The organism is Candidatus Kinetoplastibacterium desouzaii TCC079E, assembly GCF_000340795.1.
Classification (GTDB): Bacteria; Pseudomonadota; Gammaproteobacteria; order Burkholderiales; family Burkholderiaceae_B; genus Kinetoplastidibacterium; species Kinetoplastidibacterium desouzai.
On record NC_020294.1, the window covers coordinates 322,650 to 346,720 of the forward strand.

Genomic DNA, 24,071 nt, shown 5'->3' on the forward strand with positions numbered 1-24,071 from the left:
TGACCAATGGTGTGAAAAAGATCACATACCATTGGTTGCTTCTTGATTCTAGTTTTTCATAGATTCTAAAATCTTTTCTTTAATTTCTTCTACAGATCCCAATCCTAATACTTTTCTATATTTTGGGGCAATTGACGGCTCTTGTTTTGACCAATAATAGTAATAGTCAACTAAAGGTTTAGTTTGTTCTTTGTATATTTTCAAACGTTTACGCACTGTTTCTTCATGATCATCCTCTCGTTGAATTAAGGTTTCTCCTGTTACATCATCTATATTCTCAATCTTAGGAGGGTTGAATTTAATATGATAACTACGTCCACTAGCAATATGTATTCGTCTACCACTCATTCTTTCTATAATGTTTTTTTCTGGAACATCTATTTCTATAATAAAATCAAGATGTATATTAGCATTTTTTAGAGCATCTGCTTGAGGTATTGTTCTAGGAAAACCATCAAGTAAATATCCATTCTGGCAATCTTTATAACCTAATCTAGCATTTACCAATTTAAGTATTATATCATCAGGTACCAATTTGCCATGATCCATTATTTCTTTTACTGCTGAGCCTAAAGATGTTCCTTCTCTTATGGCGGTTCTTAGCATATCACCAGTTGAAATTTGAGGTATATTGAAATATTTAGTCAATAATGATGCTTGGGTGCCTTTGCCGGCTCCTGGAGGTCCGAGCAATATTAGACGCATGAGTACTCCTAAGGAAAATATTAATATTGAAAGTTTTTATTAAAAAAGATACGTACAAGATACGAGATATTTATCATATTAATTCCAAATAACTTTTTTATTTTTTGAATGCCGTTTAATATACTTGATCCTATAGAAAGTATTTTGTTGCTAAAGATAATTTTTATATTATAAGCTTTCTTTAAAGATTTCTTGGAATCCAAATTATTAAATTTTAATTTTGGAAATTTTTGTAAACTCGATGAATGATCTACAACTATATTTTTGTAAAAATAATTAATTAATTTATTTTTCAAGTCGTATTGTTTTTTTATTTTTAAACAATATGGTATTTTGTTATTTAATAAATTAAGAATATTTATAATATTATTTATTAGTTCTTCTTTGTTTGTAAACGTAGATGTTTCATAGTTATTAGAGTATTTGTTAAGTGATAATATCAATGTTTGATAATCATTATTATAAGCTGTAAATATTTCTCTACTGTTATTTTTTACAAGATGTGATATTTTACATATCAAGAGAGGTGTCCTTTTTACTGCTTTCATTATCATTTGTGATTTAATAATATTTGTTAACGGTTCTTCAGATGAATTAATTGAGAATAATTTAGATAGAATTATAATAACAAAACTCACTTTTTTTTTCAATAAATTTATATTATTTATATATTACTTTTAAAAAATTTAGCTTTTTATGAATGGTTTTCATATAAGTTTTATTTGTAATATGCATTTTATTAAATTGAGTTTGTACGTTAGTTATTTCTTACAGTTCTAATAATTTAATTTATTATTGATACCATAAAGCACTGGAAGTGCATCTAATTATTCTAATTTTTTTATAAAATTATTATTTATCTAATATTTTCTATAAATAAATGCTGGAATAATAATTTTTCCATAAATATAATAGCTATATTATATATAATTAAATGCATTATTAACATCTCTTTTGAATTTAACTTATATGTTATTATGAAATTTGCTTATGAAGTCAGATAAATAATAATAAAACACATCATTTGATATTTGAGCTTCAACTTTTATTTCCCATAATCTTGAATCTTCAATCCCAGCATATTTTATAGCATCTTTTGATGTCATTAATATGATATCCGCAAATATTTGTGAAAAATTAGACTTTTCTATTTTGCTATGGTCATTCAGTTTTATATACGAACTAGGGTAGATATTATGTTGATTTAATGTTTCCATAAATCGTTCGTGGTTTCCTATTCCAGCTATAGCTACAATTTTTTTAAATTTATTGTTGTTTGCAAAATATTTTAAAGGTTTAACTATTTGGGGGTTTGTAAGATTATAGGCATTAGATGGTTTCAAAAACATATTTAGTTCAAAAGGTTTTTTGTTGTTTATGTTTATTGATTTATTATAAATATAATGTGGTACATTATTAATAATAGCATGAACAGTATTTAATCTATTTAACGTTTCTCTTAATGGCCCAGATGGAATAACTCTGCCGTTACCATATTTCCTATCATCTTGTACTATTATTTCAAAATCTCTTTCTAGAGCTATATGTTGCAAACCATCATCACATATTAGTACGTTTAGTGTATTGTCATAAAGCATCAAAGCTTTAGCTGCTTTTATTCTATTAGGATGAACAGAAATAGGAACACCAGTTTCTCTATTTATTAAAGCTGGTTCATCTCCAAAGATTTTTGCCGAAACTTTATTGTGTTCTACAATGGCATCTTTTCCTATTTTCACTCCATATCCTCTACTAATTACTCCAGGTTTCCATCCTAATGATTTTAGTTTATTGACAATTGATATTACTAGAGGAGTTTTACCTGTTCCTCCTATATATATATTTCCGACGATTATAGTTGGAATATTTGGTCTATATTTTTTTATAATTCCGTAATCATAGATCTTCTTTTTTATGAAATTTGTGGTGATTACTATATATGAAAATGGATACAGGATATTACTTAAAAGACCTTTCTTATTCCATTGATTTTGTATGAAATATTTCATTGTAGCAACATTAATATTATTTAAACATATTATATTACTAATTCTATATTAGTGTGTTTTATATTGGTGTATTGTTTATAGAAGTAATTTTGTATATGTATAAAATTTATATCCACAGAAATTGTGGATAATTCTGTGTGTAACTTTTGAGATTGATGATGATGATTGGTCTAATAGTAGATTGTATAATCTTTATACATATTCACGTGGATTTATGTTAAAGATTATATTTATCAGTATGTTGCTACGATTAATGTTGTTTTAATCTCTTTTAATGAAGAAATTCTTCTTAAAATAATTGATTTATATATGTTTTGTTGTCTTGTGGATATTTGCGTGTTTAGATATGAAAAATTCTTTTTTTGAATTCGATTCTTCTGTTAAAGAAATTTGGACTGTTGCTGATTTAAATAGATTTATTGGAAGTTTATTAGATAGAGAAGTTTCTTATGTGCTTGTAAAAGGTGAAATATCTAATTTTATTATAGCTACATCAGGTCATTGGTATTTCACATTAAAAGATAGTCATGCTTCTGTAAAGGTTGTAATGTTTAAAGGACAAACTTCTTCTATAGGTTTTATTCCTAAAGATGGAGATAAAGTTGAGCTTTACGCAAAAGCATCATTGTATATACCTAGAGGAGATTATCAATTACAAGCTAGTAGAATGAGAATTTCAGGTGTTGGAAATTTGCATGAAATATATTTATTGATAAAAAAACGTTTATTTGAAGAGGGATTATTCGATTCATGTCGTAAACGTTCAGTTAACAAAAATCCTAGTGCTATTGGAGTAATAACATCATTAAAAGCAGCGGCTTTAAATGATGTTATTTCTTCTTTTAAGAGAAGAGCTCCATATGTTAATTTAATTATATATCCATCACCTGTGCAGGGTGAAGATGCTCCTATTAAACTTATAGAACAATTAAATATAGCTAATAGAAGAAAAGAAGTTGATACTATATTAATAGTTAGAGGTGGTGGCAGTTTAGAAGATCTTTGGGCATTTAATGATGAGTATTTAGCTAGAGCAATTGGTAATAGTAAGATACCTATAATAAGCGGTGTAGGCCATGATATAGATTTTACAATAGTAGATTTTGTTGCTGACTTACGAGCTCCAACGCCAACTGCTGCTGCTGAACTAGCAAGCAATTCTCAGTTAGATATGTTGAATATTTTGCAATTATATTGTAATCGCATGCATAAAGTTCAAATGAAGACTATTCAAACGTATCAACAAAGACTAGATAAATTATCATTTCGTATTTCATCTCCATTAAATACATTATATAGCAAGAAAGATAAGGTTTTGTATCTTTTTAAATTATTATTATCCTTTGTTAAGGAATCACAGTCTAGTTCTTTGCAAAGAGTAAATTTATTAAAAAAATCTTTAATATATAAACTACCTAATATTAGTTATTATGATGATCTTGTGAGATCTTTATATTCTAGATTACAAAGATCTAGTAAATTATTAGTTGTTTCTAAAGATAGTTATCTATCTTCTTTGGTTTCTAGGTTAAATTTGCTAAATCACGATAATATATTATTAAGAGGTTATGCTTTAGTTGTAGATAAAGATGGTAAAATAGTAAAAAGTTCTGAGGCTTTAACTAATAGACAGGAGCTTGAGATTCAATTCTATGAAGATAAATTAGATGTTTTAGTAAATTTCAAAGACAAAAACACAAGTCAATGATATTTTTATTTTTAAATTTATATAGTTAGGAGTTTTATAATATATGAGTTATACATTGCCAAAGTTGCAATATAGCATGGATTCCCTGAGCCCTTATATTTCAAAAGAAACATTGGAGTTTCATTATGGGAAACATCATCAAACTTATGTCAATAATCTTAATAATTTAATATCACAGAGTGAATTGAGTAATTTGCCTCTAGAAGAAATTGTTAAGAAATCTTCTGGTGGTGTTTTTAACAATGCAGCTCAAATATGGAATCACAATTTTTATTGGTTGAGTCTTTCTCCAAATAGTTCAGGAAAACCAATTGGTAAGATTGCTAGAGCTATTGATGATCAATGGGGAAGTTTTGATTCTTTTAAAGACGAATTTAATAAATTTGCTCTTGGTAATTTTGGATCAGGGTGGACTTGGTTAGTAAAAAAACCAGATGGTTCTTTAGGTATAGTAAATACAAGCAATGCTGGAACTATATTGACAACTGAGGATAAGGCTCTCCTTACTTGTGATGTGTGGGAGCACGCTTATTATATTGATTATAGAAATGTTAGGGCAAAATATTTGGAAAATTATTGGCCTATAGTAAATTGGGAGTTTGTTGATAGTAATTTTTAATTTAATTCTGAATTGTATTATTTATTAACAAGTAATAATCTTTAACAAAGAGGTTAGTTGACTATAGTTTAGTAAAGTCTATCTAGCCTCTTTGTTATTAAGGAAATATCTTAATCATCCTAGTTTTTCAGATTCTAAGAATATGATTAATATTAGATGATATGTAAAAATAATTAATAAAAAGTTTTAAGGTTTTGTTATATTAAGTGCTTGTTTTCCTTTTGGTCCTTGAATAACCTCAAATGAGACTTTTTGTCCTTCTTTAAGAGTTCTAAAACCATCCATTTGGATAGAAGAAAAGTGTGCAAATATTTCCTCTCCACCGTTATCTGGAGTAATAAACCCAAATCCCTTTGCGTCATTAAACCACTTAACTGTTCCAGTTAATTTAACTTTGTAATCGTTACTAAATGTTTCGTTTGTACTAGACATGCATACAGCCTCTTTAAATCACATGCTTGTAGATAAATGTTATTTTTAATGAAAAAAATAATCATAAAACTATTCTTTGCATTGAATAATTAGATGTTAATTTTCTCAATAGTTCCATAATGCTATGTTTCCCTTTGTTTAGTCAAGTAAGCTTTTCAATACTTTTATAAATTTATGATAATAATTAGGTATTTTTTGCACAAAATACACATAAGATGATTTTTAGTATTTTATTGTTCATGATGTGAATATAGTTTTTAAATAATAGATACTAAAACTGAGCAATTAATTAAGCTAAGAAAGCTGGAGAAATTGATGTTGTAAAATTATATGTAAATTTTAATCGCAAATATAAACATAATTATATTAATTTTTAATTACTAGTCGACAAATTGATGAGAAAAACACTACAATTATAGATATTGATTTATTGTCTCTTTTTATAGGACAGTTTTAGTCAATTAATAGAAGTGATTATTTGGTTACAAGTTGCATTTAAAATACATTTTAGATGACACCATTTTTTCACATAAAACAACATATTTAGGATGTATATAGTATGCCCAAAATGAAAACAAAGAGAGGCGCAGCAAAGCGTTTTCAGTTTCGTAGTGATGGCTCTATTAAGCGTGCTCATGCTTTTAAAAGACATATTCTTACGAAGAAGAATACCAAATCAAAACGACAATTACGTGGCTCTACTGTAGTTCATAGCTCTGATATGAACTTAGTAAAAGCTATGATGCCTTATGCTTAATAATAACAATAACGGAGAATAATTATGCCTCGCGTAAAACGTGGAGTTACGGCTCATGCACGACATAAAAAAATTATAGATTCAGCCAAAGGCTATTTGGGACGTCGTGGTAATGTTTTTAGAATTGCAAAGCAAGCTGTTATGCGAGCAGGTCAGTATGCTTATCGTGATCGTAGAAATAAGAAAAGAACTTTTCGTGCTTTGTGGATTGCCCGTATAAATGCTGCTGTACGTGAACATGGATTGAGTTATAGTGTATTTATATCTGGTCTTAGAAAATCAATGATTGAGATTGATCGTAAGATTTTATCTGATATGGCTATTCGTGATAAAGATGGATTTGCATTTATTGTCCAGAAAGTTAAAGAACAGCTATAGTTATTTTTTTTACACGGATATAAATGTTTTATTTTATCCGTGTTTTTTTTATGCTTTTGAGAAAGATGACTTATTCATTAGATGATGTTATAAAAGAGGCGGAGTTGGAATTTAAAAATGCTAAAGATTCAGCTTCTTTAGAGAATTCCAAGGCTCGTTTTCTAGGAAAAAATGGTCTTATTACTACTTTTTTTAAACAACTTGCTTCTTTAAGTATAGATGACAAGCGGCAACAAGGCATTATTTTTAATAATGCAAAGAAAAGAATAGAGCAAATGTTAGTTGAGAAAAGAGAATATTTGCAGAAAATGGAACTTGATGCACGTAACTCGAATGAATTAATAGATGTAACATTACCCGGACGAGGTAAAATGATTGGTTCTATTCATCCTATAATGAGAACTCAAGAAAGGATAGAGAAGATTTTTCGTTCTATAGGGTTTAAGGTTATAGATGGCCCTGAAATAGAAACAGACTGGAATAATTTTACAGCTCTAAATAGTCCATTAGGACATCCAGCTAGATCTATGCAAGATACTTTTTATTTGGATTTTAAAGATCATAAAAATGATTTACCTCTTTTATTAAGAACACATACAAGTCCAATGCAAGTTCGTTATGCAACGAATAATAAACCACCGATAAAAATTATAGCTCCTGGTAAGACTTATAGAGTAGATAGTGATGCAACTCATTCTCCCATGTTTCATCAAATAGAGGGATTATGGATATCAGAGGAAGTTTCTTTTGCTGACTTGAAGGGTATATACACAAATTTTTTAAAATGTTTTTTTGAAAATGATAATTTATCATTACGTTTTAGACCTTCTTTTTTTCCATTTACAGAACCTTCAGCAGAAATAGATATGATGTTTAATGATGGTCCTAATCGAGGTAAATGGTTGGAAATTTCTGGAGCTGGTCAAGTACATCCAAATGTAATTAAGAACTTTGGATTGGATCCAGAAAAATATATGGGTTTTGCATTTGGTTCCGGTTTAGAACGTTTGACTATGCTGCGTTATGGAATTAGTGACCTAAGATATTTTTATGAGAATGATTTACGTTTTTTACAGCAAATTAGATATTAAAGTTGGTTATTTATAATGCAATTTCCTGAGTCTTGGTTGTTTTCTATGATTGATAAAGACATTAAATCTGAGGATCTATCAGACATGCTTACCATGTCTGGATTAGAGGTTGAAGATTTATCAAGCTTTGTTAATTATTCCCACGAAAATATTTTAATTGTTAAAGTGATAGATATTATATTTGAAGATTGTTCTAATTCTATAAGTATATGTTTATTAGATGATGGGTCCGGTGATGTAAATAAATGGGGAGTTTATTCTGGTATAGGTATAAAGATTGATAGTAAGGTTGCTTTATGTAGGGGCCTTATTATTCCAAGTGTTTTAGATAAGAATGTTGTAGATAGTTTAAAACAAAAACAATTTATTGGAGAGGTTTGTTTATTATCCTCTTTAGATAGAATTGATAATCTTAAAAAAATTATTGACAGTGGTATAGATTTTAAATTAGGTGATTATTTTTATAAAAATTTTAATTTAGGTGAAAAAATTTTTAATATAAAATTGACTCCTAATAGATCAGATTGTTTATCCATTTTAGGTATTGCTCGTGAAGTTTCTGCTTTGACAGGTGCTGTTATTAGGCATCCACAATATGATCTTATAACTCCTAATATATCTGATGTTATATCACCAAGAATAATTTCTGATGATTTATGTGGTCGTTACTCTGGTAGAGTTATACGTAATTTAAATACAAATGTTGAAACTCCTAATTGGATAAAGGAACGTTTAATTAAATCTGGTCAAAATTGTGTTTCTGTATTAATAGACATATCAAATTACGTCATGTTAGAAATTGGTGTTCCTTCGCATATATACGATCTTGATGAAATAGAAGGTGATTTAGTAGTTAGGAAATCCAAGAAGAATGAAAAGATCACTATATTGAATGGTAATGAATTGCATTTAGATAGTGGTATAGGTGTTATTAGTGATGATAATGATATTTTGTGTTTAGCTGGAGTGATGGGAGCTAAAAAAGCTTCTGTAAAAAATACTACAAGAAATATTTATGTTGAATCTGCTTTCTGGAAACCGGGTTTAATTTCTGGAGTGGCTAGGAAGTATAAGATAAACTCAGAAGCTGCTCATCGTTTTGAAAGAGGAGTTGATTATCTTGCAAATATAGATTGTCTTGAGAAGATTACTAGTTTGATAAAAAATATTTGTGGTGGTGATGTTGGTCCTATTGATGATGTTATTGTTGATTTACCAAAAGAAAAAATAGTCTCTATGAGATTGGATAGGTGCTGCCGTGTTTCAGGTGTAAATATAGATAAAAATATTGTTTGTGAGATTTTTAATAAATTAGGTATGTCTTTTAATGAACAAAATGATATTTTTTATGTTAATTCGCCTTCTTATCGTTTTGACATAAATATAGAAGAAGATTTAATAGAAGAAATTATTAGAATTTATGGTTTTGATAATATCCCATCATTACCACCAGCAACTGAAGCAAAAATGATATGTTTATCAGAAACAAATCTAGATAGACACGATTTTAGTAAACTTATGGTTTGTCGTGATTATCAAGAGGTTATTAATTATAGTTTTGTTCCTTCAGATTGGGAAGAAAATTATTCTGATAATCATGATGTTATAAAGATAACAAATCCTATTGCTAATCATATGTCTGTAATGAGATCAAGTTTGATACCTGGACTTGTAAAAAATGTTACCTATAATGCTAATAGACAATGTACTCGTATAAGATTATTTGAGATTGGTCGTGTTTTTAGAAAAGATTATAATGTTTTAGAAGATGAAAGTAATGTTGCTAATATTAGTCAACCAACTTACTTGTCAGGTATAGCATGGGGTAGTTTAGTAGAAGATCAATGGTCAGAACAACCACGTTTGATCGATTTTTATGATGTTAAATGTGATGTTGAGTCTTTGTTTGGTAAAAGGATATCTTGTTTGCGTTTCTATCCAGATATTCATAAGGCTTTACAAAAAGGCAAATGTGCAAGTATTACTCTTGATGGAAATCATATAGGATTTATAGGTGTTTTGAATTCTGCTTTAACTTTAGAAGCCGGTTTGATGTCTCCTCCTGTGGTTTTTGAATTAGATATGAAGTATTTAACTCAAATAAAGCTACCCAAAACAGAAATTATATCAAAACAGCCTTTTATTATAAGAGATATATCAATATGGATTAAGAAAAATATAGAGTTCCAGATTATTAGTGATATCATACTTGATACTATTAGTTCAAATAATGAGCTTTCTATAGTAAAGGATTTTAAATTGTTTGATATTTGGATTCCTAATAAAGGAAGTGAATATTTTGATTTGGGAGAGAAAAGTATAGCTTTAAGATTCTATTTGCAAGATAATATTACTTTAGATGAAGATAGAGCTTCATATTGTATGGATATTATTGTTAATAATCTTTCTAGAGAAGTTAATGCTCGAAGGCGTGTTTAGTTTTTAAATTTGCATTTGTTTTATTATTATGAATTCTAATACGGTTACTAAATCAGAATTAATTGATTTAATTTTTGAACGAGTAGGATTAAGTAAAAAAGAATCAAAGATTATTGTTAATGCTTTTTTTGAAGAAATTTCTAATTCTTTAGAAAGTGGGGAAGAGGTTAAGTTTTCTGGTTTTGGGGCTTTTAATTTAATTGATAAAAAGAAAAGGCCAGGAAGAAATCCCAAAACTGGTGAGTCTATTCCTATTTCAGCTCGGCGAGTAGTAGCTTTTCGTCCTAGTAGAGTATTGAAAAGAAATATAAATATGTAAATTTTTGTTTTTTAAGATTTTTAAATTTTTATAGCTTTTACTTTGTTTGGGATTACTAGATGAGAACAAAAGAATTATTACCTGCAGTTCCAATAAAAAAAATCTTTGATATCAATGAAGTTGTAGATTTATGTGATGTTAAACCACATATTATTAGATACTGGGAAAGAGAATTTATAAGAACAAAGTTTGGTGAAAGAGTAAAAAATCGTAGATATTATAAACATAGTGAAGTTATGCTTTTAAGAAAGATTCGTTATTTGTTATATGAAAAAGGATTAACTATTAATGGAGTTCATAGCATCTTAAATAACTTTAAAGATTTAGATTTTTTTAATTCTAATGATTTTATTAATTTTAAAGGTAATGATCTTATCAAGATTAGAGAAAAATTGCAGTCTACTATAAATTTGTTTAATAAAGTTCTTAATCGCAATTGTTAAGTTAAAAATTTATTTAGATTTTTATGAGTTTTTTATTAATTTATATTTGTTGTTTTAATTTTGATAATTATTGAATCTGTATAATAAAGACTAAAGAACCATAGGTTATAAGTTATTACTTTTAGCGTATTTTATTACATAATTTATAACATATATTCTTTTGAGTTTAGCAATTAATTTTGTGATTTTAATATATTGATTCTAACTTAATAAATAAATTTTATAAAATGTATAAATTTATTGTATTAATGAGGTATGTTTTTTATGCAGTTTTGTGATCAAGAAATTTTAATAGATGTATCAACTGCTGCTGTTGATACTGGTGGTTATGGTGTGTTTCTAACTGTTACTTCGGAAGGAGGAACGGAAGTGGATAATGTTTTTTCTTATCTTGGAGATTGTTCATCTTTGTTTGAAGCTAGAAATTTAGCAGAAATATTTGCAAAAAAATGGATAGATGAGAACATATTTCCATAAATTATGGATGTCTATTTTTTAAAATAATGATTATTATTGGTATAGAAAAATCTCTATTTCTAATACCAATAAATATAAAGAAATACATAATATTGAATTGATTTTAAATCATAAAATAATTGTTTTCACCACTATATGATTTAGTATAGAGTTTTATATATTTGAATGTCATATATTTTTTTATAGCAAATTAAAGTAAGATGTTTTTGATAGTATTAAATTTTAATTTTATTCTCTGCTGATTTTACTGTATTTGCTAATAACATTGCTATTGTCATAGGTCCAACACCTCCTGGTACTGGAGTGATTGCTCCAGCTATACCTTGTACTGAGTCAAAATTTATATCCCCACATATTTTGTTTTGATTGTCTCTATTAATACCTACATCTATTAAGATAGCTCCTTTTTTTATCATTGTTCCATCTACTATATTAGGTTTTCCTGTTGCTACTATTAATATATCTGCTCTTTGAGTATGCTCCTTAAGATTCTTAGTTTTAGAGTTACATATTGTTACAGTAGCTCCTGCTTGTAACAATATCATAGCTATAGGTTTGCCAACTATATTGCTAGCACCGACTATTACAGCTTCTGAGCCTCTTATATTGATATTTTCACTTTCTAGTAATTTTATGATTCCATAAGGAGTGCAAGGAAGAAACATTGGTTTACCAGTCATTAATAATCCAGCATTTATTACATGAAAACCATCTACATCTTTTTTAGGGTCTATAGCTTCTATTATTTTAGAAGTATCTATATGTGAAGGTAAAGGCAATTGTACTAATATGCCATTAATTTTTTCATCTACATTTAGTCTATGAATGTTTTTAATTAATTCATTCTCACTTATGTCATGAGAATAAGCTTCTTCTATAGAGGAAATACCTACTTCATTACATGCTTTAACTTTATTTCTAACATATATTTGTGAGGCTTGATTATTACCTACGATGATTACAGCTAGTCCAGGAGTTATATTTTTGTCAATTAATTGATTTACTTTATTCTTTAAATCTTCACGTATTTTTGCTGATAGTTTTAGTCCATTGATAATTTTAGTTTTCATTCTTAACCTTTTTAATAATAAATATAGTTAGTAAAAAATTTAGAAGAGCATTGATATTTGATAAATATATTTTTTATTTCTAATTAAGTATTTTGATATTAAGATTTATTCTATAATTATACAGTTTAAAATACTATTGTTAATTGTTAATATATACTGAGATTTTGTAATTAACAATTATTCTAATTAAAGATATTATTTTTTGATTTATATAAATCAGATGATTACTCTATATATTACCTTGGAAAGAACAGGAGAAATGTTATATGACATCTTTTAATCACAGAGCTGATAATTTAGAAGAAGTATATGAAGATGATGATAATCAGGAAAAACAAGAATGGTTAGATTCACTAAGAGCTGTTTTTCATACTAAGGGTTCAGAACAAGTTTCTTTTTTGTTGAAAAATTTGGTAGAAGATGCTAGGCGTTTAGGAGTAGAAGTTCCTTTTTCTTTAAATACTGATTATGTAAATACTATTCCATTGTCGTTACAATCTATTCATCCAGGAAATTTAAAAATAGAGTCTAGAATTAATGCTTATGTACGTTGGAATGCAATGGCAATGGTTGTAAAGGCCAATATTCATAATCCTGAAGATGGTGGTGGTTTAGGAGGACATATATCAACATTTGCTTCTTTAGCTACTATGATAGGATGTGGTTATAATCATTTTTGGAAAGCTGATAATAATACTGGAGGTGATTTAATATATTTTCAAGGTCATGCTTCTCCAGGGATGTATAGTCGTGCTTATTTGGAAGGTTTTTTATCAGAGGAACAATTAGATAATTTTCGTCAAGAAGTTGATGGTAATGGACTTCCTTCTTATCCACATCCTCGTTTGATGCCATCATTTTGGCAGTTCCCAACGGTTTCTGTTGGTCTTGGTCCTATAATGGCTATTTATCAAGCAAGATTCTTAAAATATCTACATGCTAGGGGTATAGCTGATACTAGTAATAGAAAAGTATGGGTTTTTTGTGGTGATGGAGAAATGGATGAACCTGAGTCTTTAGGTGCTATTTCTCTTGCTTCAAGAGAGGGGCTAGATAATTTAATTTTTGTTGTAAATTGTAATTTACAGCGTTTGGATGGTCCTGTTAGGGGTAATGGTAAGATTATTCAAGAACTAGAAAGAATATTCCGTGGATCAGGATGGAATGTTATTAAGTTGATTTGGGGTGGATATTGGGACTCTTTGTTGTCTAATGATAAAGATGGAATCCTAAAACGCATAATGGAAGAAACAGTTGATGGAGAATATCAGGCTTATAAAGCTAATGATGGTAAGTTTGTCAGAGAAAATTTCTTTGCAAAGCATCCTAAATTATTAGAAGCTGTTTCAAATATGAGTGATAGTGCTATTTGGCGTTTAAATAGAGGTGGTCATGATCCTAATAAGGTTTATGCTGCTTTTGAAGCTGCAAGTAAGCATTCAGGTCAACCCAGTGTTATTTTAGCAAAAACTATTAAAGGTTATGGTTTAGGATATTTTAGTCAATCTAAAAATGCTACTCATCAGCATAAGAAATTAGATATTGATTCTATTAGGGAATTTAGGGATCGTTTTGGAATACCTATACCAGATGATCAATTAAATGATATTCCTTATTTTAAACCTCCGGAAGATTCTCCAGAGATGAAGTATTTGCATGAACGTCGTAAATCTTTAGGGGGGTATTTACCAAGAAGACGTCAAAAATCTGATGAGAAATTTGAAATTCCATCATTAGAAATTTTTAGGCCAGTTTTAGAACCAACTTCAAGTGGAAGAGAAATTTCCACTACTCAAGCATTTGTTCGTATTTTGAATCAAATATTGCGTGATAAATATCTTGGGCCTAGAGTTGTTCCTATCTTAGCAGATGAATCTAGAACATTTGGTATGGAAGGGTTGTTTAGACAAATAGGTATTTATGCTCCAGGTGGACAGAAATATATACCAGTTGATAAAGATCAGGTGATGTATTATAGAGAAACTGTTGATGGTCAGTTGCTACAAGAGGGAATTAATGAAGCAGGTGCTATTAGTTCTTGGATAGCAGCTGGAACTTCTTATTCTACTAATAATAAAATAATGATACCTTTTTATATTTATTATTCCATGTTTGGGTTTCAACGTGTTTGTGATTTAGCATGGGCTGCTGCTGATATGAAAGCAAGAGGATTTTTATTGGGTGGAACATCAGGACGTACAACCTTAAATGGAGAAGGATTACAACATGAAGATGGACATAGTCATTTAATAGCGGCTACTATTCCAAGTTGTATTTCATATGATCCAGCTTTTGCTCATGAATTAGCAGTTATTATTCATAATGGTTTAAAGAGAATGATTGAGAACCAGGAGGATGTTTATTATTACATTACAGTTATGAATGAGAATTATTCTCATCCTGGTTTAATTGAAGGTGATGAAGAAGGTATTATTAAAGGGATCTATAAATTAAAATCAACTTCTGCTGATTTGCCAAATAGAGTTCAATTATTAGGTTCTGGTACTATTTTAAGAGAAGTAATTGCAGCTCAAGAAATGCTTGAATCTGATTGGAAAATAGCATCTGATGTTTGGAGTGTTACAAGTTTTAATGAATTACGTCGTGATGGACTGGAAGCAGAACGTTTTAATTTATTAAATCCAACTAGTCAACCTAAAGTTCCTTATGTGACACAGATGCTTTCTATGACAGAAGGACCAATATTATCTTCAACTGATTATATGAAATCTTATGCAGACCAAATAAGAGCATTTATTCCTAAGGGTAGAGATTATCGTGTGCTTGGTACAGATGGGTTTGGTAGATCTGATTTTAGATTTAAATTACGAGATTATTTTGAAATAGATCGTAGATTTATAGTATTAGGAGTTTTAAGAACTTTGGCTGATTTAGGTAAGGTTCCTCAAGATTTGCCTTTAATAGCAATTGATAAATATAAAATTATTTCAGATAAAACTAATCCTCATCATGTATAGGATGATAAAATATGAGTGAAGTTATAGAATTTAATATGCCATCAGTTGGTGATTCAAAGGAATTTCAGGTTATAGAAGTTATGGTTTCTATAGGTGATGATGTTTCTTTAGAACAGGGTATTATTACAGTGGAATCAGATAAATCATCCATGGAGGTTCCATCTCCTTGTGATGGTATAATTAAATCCATTAATGTCAAGGTTGGTGATAAGATATCAGAAAATTATTTTTTAGTATCCATAGAAAAGAAAGATAATAAGGAGATGGAGAAGAAAGATAATAATAAGAAGATTGATAATGATTTTAAGAAACAGAATGAGGTAAGAACAAATCAAATTATTAATAATGATGTTTTATTAGTAGGAAATGAGAAAACATCAACTAATTTGTTAAAAGATAATGAGATTAGTGTTTCAGAGGTTCTTGGAAAGGAAATAGGTATTTCTTCTAATAATCATTTTTCCTATGCTTCTCCATCTGTTAGAAAATTTGCTAGAGAATTGGGTGTTAATATTTCTTTGGTAAATGGTACCGGTAAAAAAGGAAGAATTACTTTCGATGATATTAATTCATTTGTAAAAAATAATTTAAATAATCCTTCTGTAACTAGTGGTGCTGAGTTATTTAATTTGCCTCCTTTACCAAAGATTGATTTTTCTAAATATGGAGAAATAGAACGAAAAGCATTAGGCAGAATAAAAAAAATATCAGGTTCAAATCTACACCGTAATTGGATGATGATACCTCATGTAACAAACAATGATGAGATTGATATAACTGATTTAGAAGATTTTAGAAATAGAATTAATCAAAACAATTCTTTGATGGAAGGAAAAGCTAAAATAACTATTTTATCATTTTTAGTAAAAGCTATAGGTTGTTGTTTACAGAAGTTTCCTGATTTTTGTTCTTCATTAGAAAATGATAATTTAATTATTAAACATTATTATAATATAGGTATTGCTGTAGATACTAATTATGGTTTAATGGTTCCTGTTTTACAGAATATTGATAAAAAAGGTGTTTTAGAGATTGCTTGTGAGATAAAACATTTATCACAAAAGGCCCGTGAAGGAAAACTGTTATCTAATGAAATGAAAGGTGGATGTTTTTCTATTTCTTCTCTAGGAGGAATAGGTGGGGTATCTTTTACTCCCATAATAAATGCTCCTGAGGTAGCAATATTAGGTGTTTCTAAATCTTCTTTAAAACCAGTTTGGGACGGAAAACAATTCATACCAAGATTAATAATGCCTATATCACTTTCTTATGATCATAGGGTTATCGATGGTGCTATGGCAGCAAATTTTAATAAGTATTTGAGTAGTATTATGAATGATTTTCGCCTTATTTCTTTATAGTTGATTGATATGAATAATATATATAGTGTAGTTGTTCCAAATATTGGTGATGTGAAGAAAGCTAAGGTTATTGATATTCTAGTCTCTATAGGTGATTTTGTAGAAAAAGATCAAGGTTTAATTACTTTAGAATCTGATAAATCAGTTATTGAAATACCTTCAGATGTATCTGGTAAAATATTGAATATTAATATTAATATTGGTGATGAAATATCTTCAGGTGTGGCTATATTGGAAATGGATATTAAAGATCAAATGGTTTCTAATGATGCAGATAAAATGGTTCCTAATGATGCTAAAATAGAGTGTCAAGTAGTAGTTATAGGTTCTGGTCCTGGTGGATATTCTGCAGCTTTTCGAGCTGCAGATTTGGGCTTAGATACTGTATTAATAGAAAAACATTCCTCTTTAGGTGGTGTTTGTCTAAATGTTGGCTGTATTCCAACTAAATCATTACTTTATCATACATCTATAATAGATCGTGTAAAGAAATCATCATGTTTTGGAATAAGTTATAAAGAGGATCCTGAAATAAATTTAGATGTTTTGCGTAAAGCTAATAAATCTATAGTTTCTAAATTGACTAATGGTTTAAGTAGCATGGCAAAATTACGCAAGGTTAAAGTTATTAAAGGAGTAGCTAATTTTATAGATAAAAACAATATTTCTGTTAAGTCTGATAATAGCGATTTAGAACAAATAATTCATTTTGAGAATGCTATTGTAGCGACAGGTAGTCATTCTGTAAAATTGCCATTTCTTCCAGATGATAAGAGAATAGTTGACTCTACTGGAGCATTGGAATTACCAACAATACCTAAAAAAATGTTAATAATAGGTGGTGGTATCATAAGTTTAGAAATGGGTACTATATATTCATCTTTAGGGGCTAATATAGATATAGTTGAATTGTCTGATGGTCTTGTATCTGGAGCTGATCGTGACTTGATTCAAATGTGGCATAAAAATAACGAACAGCGTTTTAATAATATCATGCTGGAAACTAGAGTTGTTAGTGCTGAATCTAGAAATGATGGGATTTATGTTAATTTTGAAGGTAAAAACTCTCCCAATATACCTCAAAATTATGATTTGATTTTGCAAGCTGTTGGTCGTAAACCTAATATAAAAAACTTAGGATTAGAGAAAATTGGTGTTCTTATTAGTGATGATGGTTTTATCGCAGTTGATAAGCAAATGAGAACTAATGTTGCTAATATTTTTGCTATTGGTGATGTAAATGGAAATCCAATGTTGGCACATAAGGCTGTTCATGAAGCTCATGTAGCATCTGAAGTTATATCGGGCAAAAAAACTTTCTTTGATGCTTTAGTTATTCCTTCTGTAGCATATACTAATCCAGAAATAGCTTGGGTTGGAATAACTGAGGATGAAGCTAGGGATAAAAACATTAAGATAAAAAAAGGTATATTTCCTTGGTTAGCATCTGGTAAGGCTATAGCAACAGATAGTGAAAATGGTTTTACCAAACTTTTATTTGATCTAGATTCTAAAAGAATTATTGGTGGTGGTATTGTTGGATCACATGCTGGTGATTTAATTAGTGAGATTGCTCTTGCTATAGAGATGGGTGCAGATATGGTTGATATATCAAAAACTATTCATCCTCATCCTACATTGTCTGAGTCAATAGGAATGTCATCGGAAGCTGCTATTGGAATATGTACAGACTTACCGCCTAATTTATTATAGATTAGTAAGTATTTTTTGAGAAATTGATTTATATTTTGGAATCTTGGAATGAGTTTTAATGAGATAATTAAAATATTTGATTTTTATATCCTTAAATTAAGCTGGATTCAAACTATTTCTAGTGTCGCTATCTTAATATTATTTTCTTTCTTAGTCCAATGGTTAATTACTCGTCTGTTTGTATTAATAACAGATAGAGTGATTATCTTAAGTAGTTATGGAGAATGGCATTCTGAATTATCAAGACGTAATATATATAGAAATATACTTCATGCAGTACCTTTTTTTGTAATATCAGAAGGTATTAAATTAGTTCCTAATATTGGTAATTTTGCTGAATATATATCTAGGATTACTAGTGCTATTATATGGATTCATGTGTTTTCTGCTTTAGTTGGATCTTTAAGTGTAGTGCAACATATGTATTCTGCTAATGCAAGATCTATTAAAGTATACATACAAGTATGTAAATTAGTATTGGTTGCAATAGGTATTATTTTGGTGTTGTCAGTATTAATAGACCGTTCTCCTTTATGGATGATTTCTGGTTTAGGTGCTTTATCTGCTGTTTTATTATTAGTTTTTAAAGATACTCTTTTATCACTAGTCGCAAGTACTCAATTAACAACAAATGATATGTTGCGCATAGGAGATTGGATTGAGATGCCTCAATCTAATGCCGATGGTTATGTTAGAGATATTGCTTTACATACAGTTAAAATTCAGAATTGGGATAATACTGTTGTTACAGTGCCAACTTATAAGTTATTTTCAGAGAGTTATCGTAATTATAGACAGATGTTTGAGTCTGGTGGGAGACGTATCAAACGTACTATTCTTTTGGATGTTACTAGTTTAAGAACTTTGAATGAATTTGAAATTAATGATTTAAGCAAAATAGATTTTTTGAATATTATTCCAAATTTTTCTAAAGTTCTTGTTAATCATACTATGAATATTTCTATTTTTCGTTTTTATGCTATTTCCTTTTTAAGGAATCATAAAGAATTGCGACAAGATATGCCTATGCTGGTTAGAATGATGGAGCAAAAGTCAGATGGTATTCCTATGGAAATATATTGTTTCACTGCTTTAACTGCTTGGGTTGAGCATGAGAGAATACAATCTGAGATTTTTGATCATTTTATTTCCGTTCTATCTAGTTTTAAGCTACGTTTGTATCAAAGACCATCAGGTCCTGGTTTTGTGGAAATACTGAATTAGTATTATAAATAAATTATCAGTTTATAATATTGGGTTTTATATAATGAATAATGTTAGAATTGCTATAGCGCAAATAAATTCTGTTGTTGGTGATATTGAAGGTAATTTTAATAAAATATTGGATTATATTAAAATATCCAATGATAATAAAGTTGATTTGTTAGTAACTCCAGAACTTGTTACGACTGGATATCCTCCATGTGATTTATTATTGAGGTCATCTTTTATAGATGAGCATAGTAAATATCTTAATTATTTAAATAATATTTTATTAGACTTTGATAATTTGTTCGTTTTGATAGGTCATATTCATTATGAGTCAGGATTGTTATACAATGCTGCTTCATTATTGCATAATGGTAATATTCTTGGTACTTATTGTAAGTATCAATTACCAAATTACTCTGTTTTTGATGAAAAAAGATATTTCACAAGTCAAAAAAAACCTTTTGTTTTTAGTATTAAAAATAAAGTTTTTGGTGTCATGATTTGTGAGGATTTATGGCAAGAAAGTTCTTTAGAATTATATAAAGAGTTAGAAATTGAAACTCTTATTACATTAAATGCTTCTCCTTTTTATATTGGAAAGGATCATGAAAGGTACTTAGTTAGTTCTAGAATGGCATCATATTTAGATTGTATGGTTGTTTATGCTAACGCTGTAGGAGGTCAGGACGAATTGATATTTGATGGAGGCTCATTTATTATTGACTCCATTGGCAACTATAATAAAAGATTTTCTTTTTGGAAAGAAGATTTTAGCTATTTCGATATACCAAACTTCAAAAATTCAAGTGTTAATATAATTAATGATAATTCTGATATAGAATCTATTGAATCACAGGTATGGAATGCACTAGTTCTTTCTTTGAGAAATTATGTTACAAAAAATTCTTTTCCAGGAGTTTTAATAGGATTGTCTGGCGGAATTGATTCAGCTTTAGCTCTTGTGATTGCTGTAGATGCTTTGGGTTCTAGTAATGTGCAAGCAGTTATGATGCCAACTTGTTATACATCTGATATTTCTATTCAAGATGCTTCATTATTGGCAGATGTATTGAATGTAGAATATACTTCTATAAATATTAATGAATTGCTTTATTTATATAATAATATAATTAGTTCTAAAATGGAATATTCTGATTTAGCTAAAGAAAATATACAAGCTAGGATACGTGCTAATTTGTTAATGGCTATTTCTAATACTAATGGGAAACTAGTTATAACTACAGGTAACAAATCAGAATTGGCAACAGGTTATTGTACATTATATGGTGATATGGTAGGTGGATTTGCTTTGTTGAAAGATGTATATAAAACTATGGTTTACAAATTAGCTAAATGGCGTAATAATCAGAATCATATAATTCCAGAAAGAGTTATTCTTAGAGCACCAACAGCTGAACTGAGATTTGATCAAAATGATCAGGATGTTTTACCACCTTATGATGTTTTAGACGAAATTTTATATTTATATATAGAGCAAAATTTAACATTTCAACAAATTGTTTCTTATGGACATGATATAGAAGTAGTTAGAAGAGTATTAAAATTATTACGTTTAAGTGAGTATAAGAGGGGGCAGTCATCAATAGGTCCTAAGATTACAAGTTGTTCATTTGGAAGTGAGTGGAGATACCCAATAACTAATAAATTTTTAGATAATTAATTATTTTTATTTGGGATAATAAGCTGTATAACTAATTGTAGATTGCTAGCTCCATTCCATACATTAATGTCAAGTTTATAAACTGCTTTTATATGTTTATAATTTACTTCTTTATGATCAAAGCATATTGCATCAAAAATTTTGTTGTTTCTTTTTATGGATAATTTTAGATGTTTATCATTTATTAGTTTCTGAGATATAACCTCAAAATTATCTATAAAAACAGGTTCTTCAAATCCAGATCCCCATACTTGTTTTTTTAATAAATTAGCTGTTTCTACGTTAGCAAATTCTATTTCAAGTGATCCATCATTTTCTATAATTGCTTCAGGTTGATTGTTTTTTGTTAGATTTTTTACTATTTCTTCAAAAGCAAAAGTAAATTTCTGAAAATTATTTTTGTTAATTGTTAGACCAACAGCCATTGCGTGACCACCAAATTGTTTAATAACCCCAGGATAATTTTTTGATATTAAATCAAGAATATCTTTTATGTTAATGCCGTTAACGCTTCTTCCAGAGCCTTTGAGTTCTAAATCGTTTGAAGGAGCAAATGCTATTGATGGTTTCCAGTATTTTTCTTTTAATTTAGAAGATACTAATCCAACTATCCCATGATTCCAATTATCATTAGCAAGACAAATACTGTATTTAAGATCTGACCTATAAGTATTTATTTCTTTAATAGCTTGAAGGTTAGTTTTTTCTTGAATGTTTTTACGTTCATTGTTTATTTCATTTAGTTTGTTGGCTATTTTCATAGCTTCATTATAATCATTTGTGATTAAACAATGTATTCCTAGACTCATATCAGATAATCTACCAGCAGCATTAATTTTTGGTGCTATTGAAAACCCTAGATCTGAGGTGGTTGCATTTTCTATATTTTTATTAGATATTCTAAATAGAGCTTTAATACCTGGATGTGTATTATTTAATCTTATTCGTTTTAAACCTTGTGTAACTAGTAATCTATTGTTTTTATCTAATTTAACTAGATCAGCTATAGTTCCTAAGGCAACCAAATCTACTAATTCATTTAATTTAGGAGCAGTATCCTTATTATAAGTACCATTATTGCGCATTTCTGATCTTAAATGAATCATTAAATAAAAAATTACTCCTACTCCTGATAAATTTTTAGAAGGGAAATTACATCCTTGGTTATTAGGATTTATTATTGCTAAAGCATTAGGTAGTATTTTACCTGGTAAGTGATGATCTGTTATTATGACGTCAATTCCAATTTTTTTTGCGTACTCAACTCCTTCTACACTTGCTATTCCATTATCAACTGTAATTATAATATCTGGTTTGGTATTTGATTTTTCACATGCTTGTTTTATAATCTCAGGTGTCAATCCATAATTATTATTAAACCTGTTCGGAACAATAAAATCGACATTCCCCCCCATAGATCTCAGACCTCTTATTCCTACAGCACAAGCTGTAGCACCATCACAATCATAATCAGCTACTATTAAAATTCTTTTATTATTAATAATTGAGTTGGCCAGAAATTTACTTGCTTTTTCTATTTGATTAAGCTTTATAGGATTTAATAGACTTATCCATTCATAATGAATATCAATTAGTTGTTCTATCCCTCTAGATGATAATAATCTAGATAATAAAGGATGTATGCCATTTTCTATTAATTTTTGACTATGTTGTTGTTCTATATTTCTAGTTTTTAATTTAAATAAGCAGTCCATTTGTTTTTATTAAAGATATTAAAATATTTTAACCAATTTTTATTTTTTTTTATGACCAGTTCTAGACAACAATCATTTCCTAAAAGGATTAAATTAATATTAAATTTTGGCAAATTATCAGAATTTGAAAGTTCTTTAAAAATATTATCTAGTGATTTGAAGTTATCAATCCACATATTGTAGTTATTCTTATTATAAGATTCATGTAAATTCATAAATAGAATATCTGGTTTTATTTTATTTATATTCCATGGTTTTGCTCCGCCATAGAGCCATAAAAAATTTATAGGTGGCAAACCTTTAGTAATTCTATCTGTATTAATATTATGATTATTTAAAGTGATTCCTATTTCATTAAATAAATTCCTTATTTTCCTAGTTTCTAAGTCATATTTTAAGAAATTGTTTAATCCTTTTTCAAAAACAATAGAAGGACTGTAAGATTCAAATGATATATTTCTAGGTAAAAAAAGGCGCCATTTTTTAGGAGATATGAAATCAATATTAAGATTATAATTATTTATTGTTGGTTTTATACTGTTTAGTAGTAATAAACTTTCTTCTTTTTCTATATAAAAATTTTCTGGGTTTGTTAATTGCAAACCAGTTGAGTTAACTTCTACATTTAATAGTTCTAGTATCCATACTGGTTCCGAATCTTTATTCTTAGAATTTGAGCATAAAGGTCCTAAGGCTGCACTTAATAATTGATTATTTTGAGGTAAGAAACCACTATTTCTTATTTGCCAGGCTTCAAAAGGAGTGCAGCCGTATTCTAAAGATTTCTTATCAATAAAATTCACATGTGCCATTTGCAACCATTTATGGATGTAGCTAGTTTGTTTAATTATTAGTTCATGTATGTTGATTTTAAATTCTTTTGGTGGGATAAAGTTTGGAATAACAATAAACATTTTATTTGTATCAATATGTATTATACTAAATGAAATATTGTACAATTTTA

General features: G+C 28.5%; 21 protein-coding genes. 14 read left to right on the forward strand and 7 right to left on the reverse strand.

Annotation, left to right across the window (positions count from 1 at the left end):
* Positions 1-48: 48 nt before the first annotated feature.
* The 3 genes from adk to lpxK form a co-directional block, all read right to left on the reverse strand.
* On the reverse strand, positions 49-705 hold the full coding sequence (gene adk / locus CDSE_RS01545) for an adenylate kinase (protein WP_015396252.1): 657 nt from the start codon (positions 703-705) through the stop codon (positions 49-51).
* A 20-nt stretch (positions 706-725) separates the two neighbouring features.
* Positions 726-1,343, reverse strand: a complete 618-nt coding sequence (locus CDSE_RS01550) for a hypothetical protein (RefSeq protein WP_015396253.1) — start codon at positions 1,341-1,343, stop codon at positions 726-728.
* Positions 1,344-1,670: 327 nt separating this feature from the next.
* Entirely contained in the window at positions 1,671-2,714 is a 1,044-nt protein-coding gene (gene lpxK / locus CDSE_RS01555; protein WP_015396254.1) for a tetraacyldisaccharide 4'-kinase, read from the reverse strand.
* 346 nt (positions 2,715-3,060) lie between these two features.
* Between lpxK and xseA the strand changes: the two genes are divergently transcribed.
* Positions 3,061-4,422, forward strand: coding sequence for an exodeoxyribonuclease VII large subunit (xseA, locus tag CDSE_RS01560; protein ID WP_015396255.1), 1,362 nt, complete (start codon positions 3,061-3,063; stop codon positions 4,420-4,422).
* Positions 4,423-4,465: 43 nt separating this feature from the next.
* On the forward strand, positions 4,466-5,041 hold the full coding sequence (locus CDSE_RS01565) for a superoxide dismutase (protein WP_015396256.1): 576 nt from the start codon (positions 4,466-4,468) through the stop codon (positions 5,039-5,041).
* Between the two features lie 186 nt (positions 5,042-5,227).
* Here CDSE_RS01565 and CDSE_RS01570 read toward each other — a convergent pair whose 3' ends face one another.
* Complete coding sequence (locus CDSE_RS01570) at positions 5,228-5,473, reverse strand: cold-shock protein (RefSeq protein ID WP_015396257.1); 246 nt, start codon at positions 5,471-5,473, stop codon at positions 5,228-5,230.
* Positions 5,474-6,032: 559 nt separating this feature from the next.
* Here CDSE_RS01570 and rpmI point away from each other — a divergent pair.
* The 7 genes from rpmI to CDSE_RS01605 all read left to right on the forward strand — a co-directional run bounded on the left by rpmI (position 6,033) and on the right by CDSE_RS01605 (position 11,377).
* Positions 6,033-6,230, forward strand: a complete 198-nt coding sequence (rpmI, locus tag CDSE_RS01575; RefSeq protein WP_041186206.1) for a 50S ribosomal protein L35 — start codon at positions 6,033-6,035, stop codon at positions 6,228-6,230.
* A 24-nt stretch (positions 6,231-6,254) separates the two neighbouring features.
* The gene (gene rplT / locus CDSE_RS01580; RefSeq protein ID WP_015396259.1) at positions 6,255-6,608 is read left to right on the forward strand and encodes a 50S ribosomal protein L20; all 354 of its coding nucleotides are present in this window, start codon (positions 6,255-6,257) and stop codon (positions 6,606-6,608) included.
* 65 nt (positions 6,609-6,673) lie between these two features.
* A complete protein-coding gene (pheS, locus tag CDSE_RS01585) occupies positions 6,674-7,699 on the forward strand; it encodes a phenylalanine--tRNA ligase subunit alpha (RefSeq protein ID WP_041186207.1) in 1,026 nt (341 codons plus the stop codon).
* Positions 7,700-7,714: 15 nt separating this feature from the next.
* Positions 7,715-10,138, forward strand: coding sequence for a phenylalanine--tRNA ligase subunit beta (gene pheT, locus CDSE_RS01590; protein ID WP_015396261.1), 2,424 nt, complete (start codon positions 7,715-7,717; stop codon positions 10,136-10,138).
* Between the two features lie 28 nt (positions 10,139-10,166).
* Positions 10,167-10,457, forward strand: coding sequence for an integration host factor subunit alpha (locus CDSE_RS01595; RefSeq protein WP_015396262.1), 291 nt, complete (start codon positions 10,167-10,169; stop codon positions 10,455-10,457).
* A gap of 59 nt (positions 10,458-10,516) precedes the next feature.
* A complete protein-coding gene (locus tag CDSE_RS01600) occupies positions 10,517-10,900 on the forward strand; it encodes a MerR family transcriptional regulator (protein ID WP_015396263.1) in 384 nt (127 codons plus the stop codon).
* Positions 10,901-11,164: 264 nt separating this feature from the next.
* Positions 11,165-11,377, forward strand: coding sequence for a hypothetical protein (locus CDSE_RS01605; RefSeq protein ID WP_041186209.1), 213 nt, complete (start codon positions 11,165-11,167; stop codon positions 11,375-11,377).
* A gap of 215 nt (positions 11,378-11,592) precedes the next feature.
* Here CDSE_RS01605 and folD read toward each other — a convergent pair whose 3' ends face one another.
* Positions 11,593-12,447, reverse strand: coding sequence for a bifunctional methylenetetrahydrofolate dehydrogenase/methenyltetrahydrofolate cyclohydrolase FolD (gene folD / locus CDSE_RS01610; RefSeq protein ID WP_015396265.1), 855 nt, complete (start codon positions 12,445-12,447; stop codon positions 11,593-11,595).
* A gap of 266 nt (positions 12,448-12,713) precedes the next feature.
* Between folD and aceE the strand changes: the two genes are divergently transcribed.
* Genes aceE through CDSE_RS01635 form a run of 5 tightly spaced genes read left to right on the forward strand, consistent with a single transcriptional unit; the run spans position 12,714 to position 21,392 of the window.
* Positions 12,714-15,425 (forward strand): pyruvate dehydrogenase (acetyl-transferring), homodimeric type, encoded by a 2,712-nt coding sequence (gene aceE, locus CDSE_RS01615; protein ID WP_015396266.1) that lies wholly within the window; start codon positions 12,714-12,716, stop codon positions 15,423-15,425.
* 11 nt (positions 15,426-15,436) lie between these two features.
* Positions 15,437-16,786 (forward strand): 2-oxo acid dehydrogenase subunit E2, encoded by a 1,350-nt coding sequence (locus CDSE_RS01620; RefSeq protein WP_015396267.1) that lies wholly within the window; start codon positions 15,437-15,439, stop codon positions 16,784-16,786.
* A 9-nt stretch (positions 16,787-16,795) separates the two neighbouring features.
* Complete coding sequence (gene lpdA / locus CDSE_RS01625; protein ID WP_015396268.1) at positions 16,796-18,499, forward strand: dihydrolipoyl dehydrogenase; 1,704 nt, start codon at positions 16,796-16,798, stop codon at positions 18,497-18,499.
* A 48-nt stretch (positions 18,500-18,547) separates the two neighbouring features.
* Positions 18,548-19,723 (forward strand): mechanosensitive ion channel family protein, encoded by a 1,176-nt coding sequence (locus CDSE_RS01630; RefSeq protein ID WP_015396269.1) that lies wholly within the window; start codon positions 18,548-18,550, stop codon positions 19,721-19,723.
* A 43-nt stretch (positions 19,724-19,766) separates the two neighbouring features.
* Positions 19,767-21,392 (forward strand): NAD+ synthase, encoded by a 1,626-nt coding sequence (locus CDSE_RS01635; protein ID WP_015396270.1) that lies wholly within the window; start codon positions 19,767-19,769, stop codon positions 21,390-21,392.
* Here the strand turns inward: CDSE_RS01635 and recJ are convergent.
* Positions 21,389-23,107, reverse strand: coding sequence for a single-stranded-DNA-specific exonuclease RecJ (gene recJ, locus CDSE_RS01640; protein WP_015396271.1), 1,719 nt, complete (start codon positions 23,105-23,107; stop codon positions 21,389-21,391). The genes CDSE_RS01635 and recJ overlap by 4 nt on opposite strands.
* On the reverse strand, positions 23,086-23,919 hold the full coding sequence (locus tag CDSE_RS01645) for a hypothetical protein (RefSeq protein ID WP_235043915.1): 834 nt from the start codon (positions 23,917-23,919) through the stop codon (positions 23,086-23,088). The genes recJ and CDSE_RS01645 overlap by 22 nt, the downstream gene beginning before the upstream one ends.
* Between the last annotated feature and the right edge of the window lie 152 nt (positions 23,920-24,071).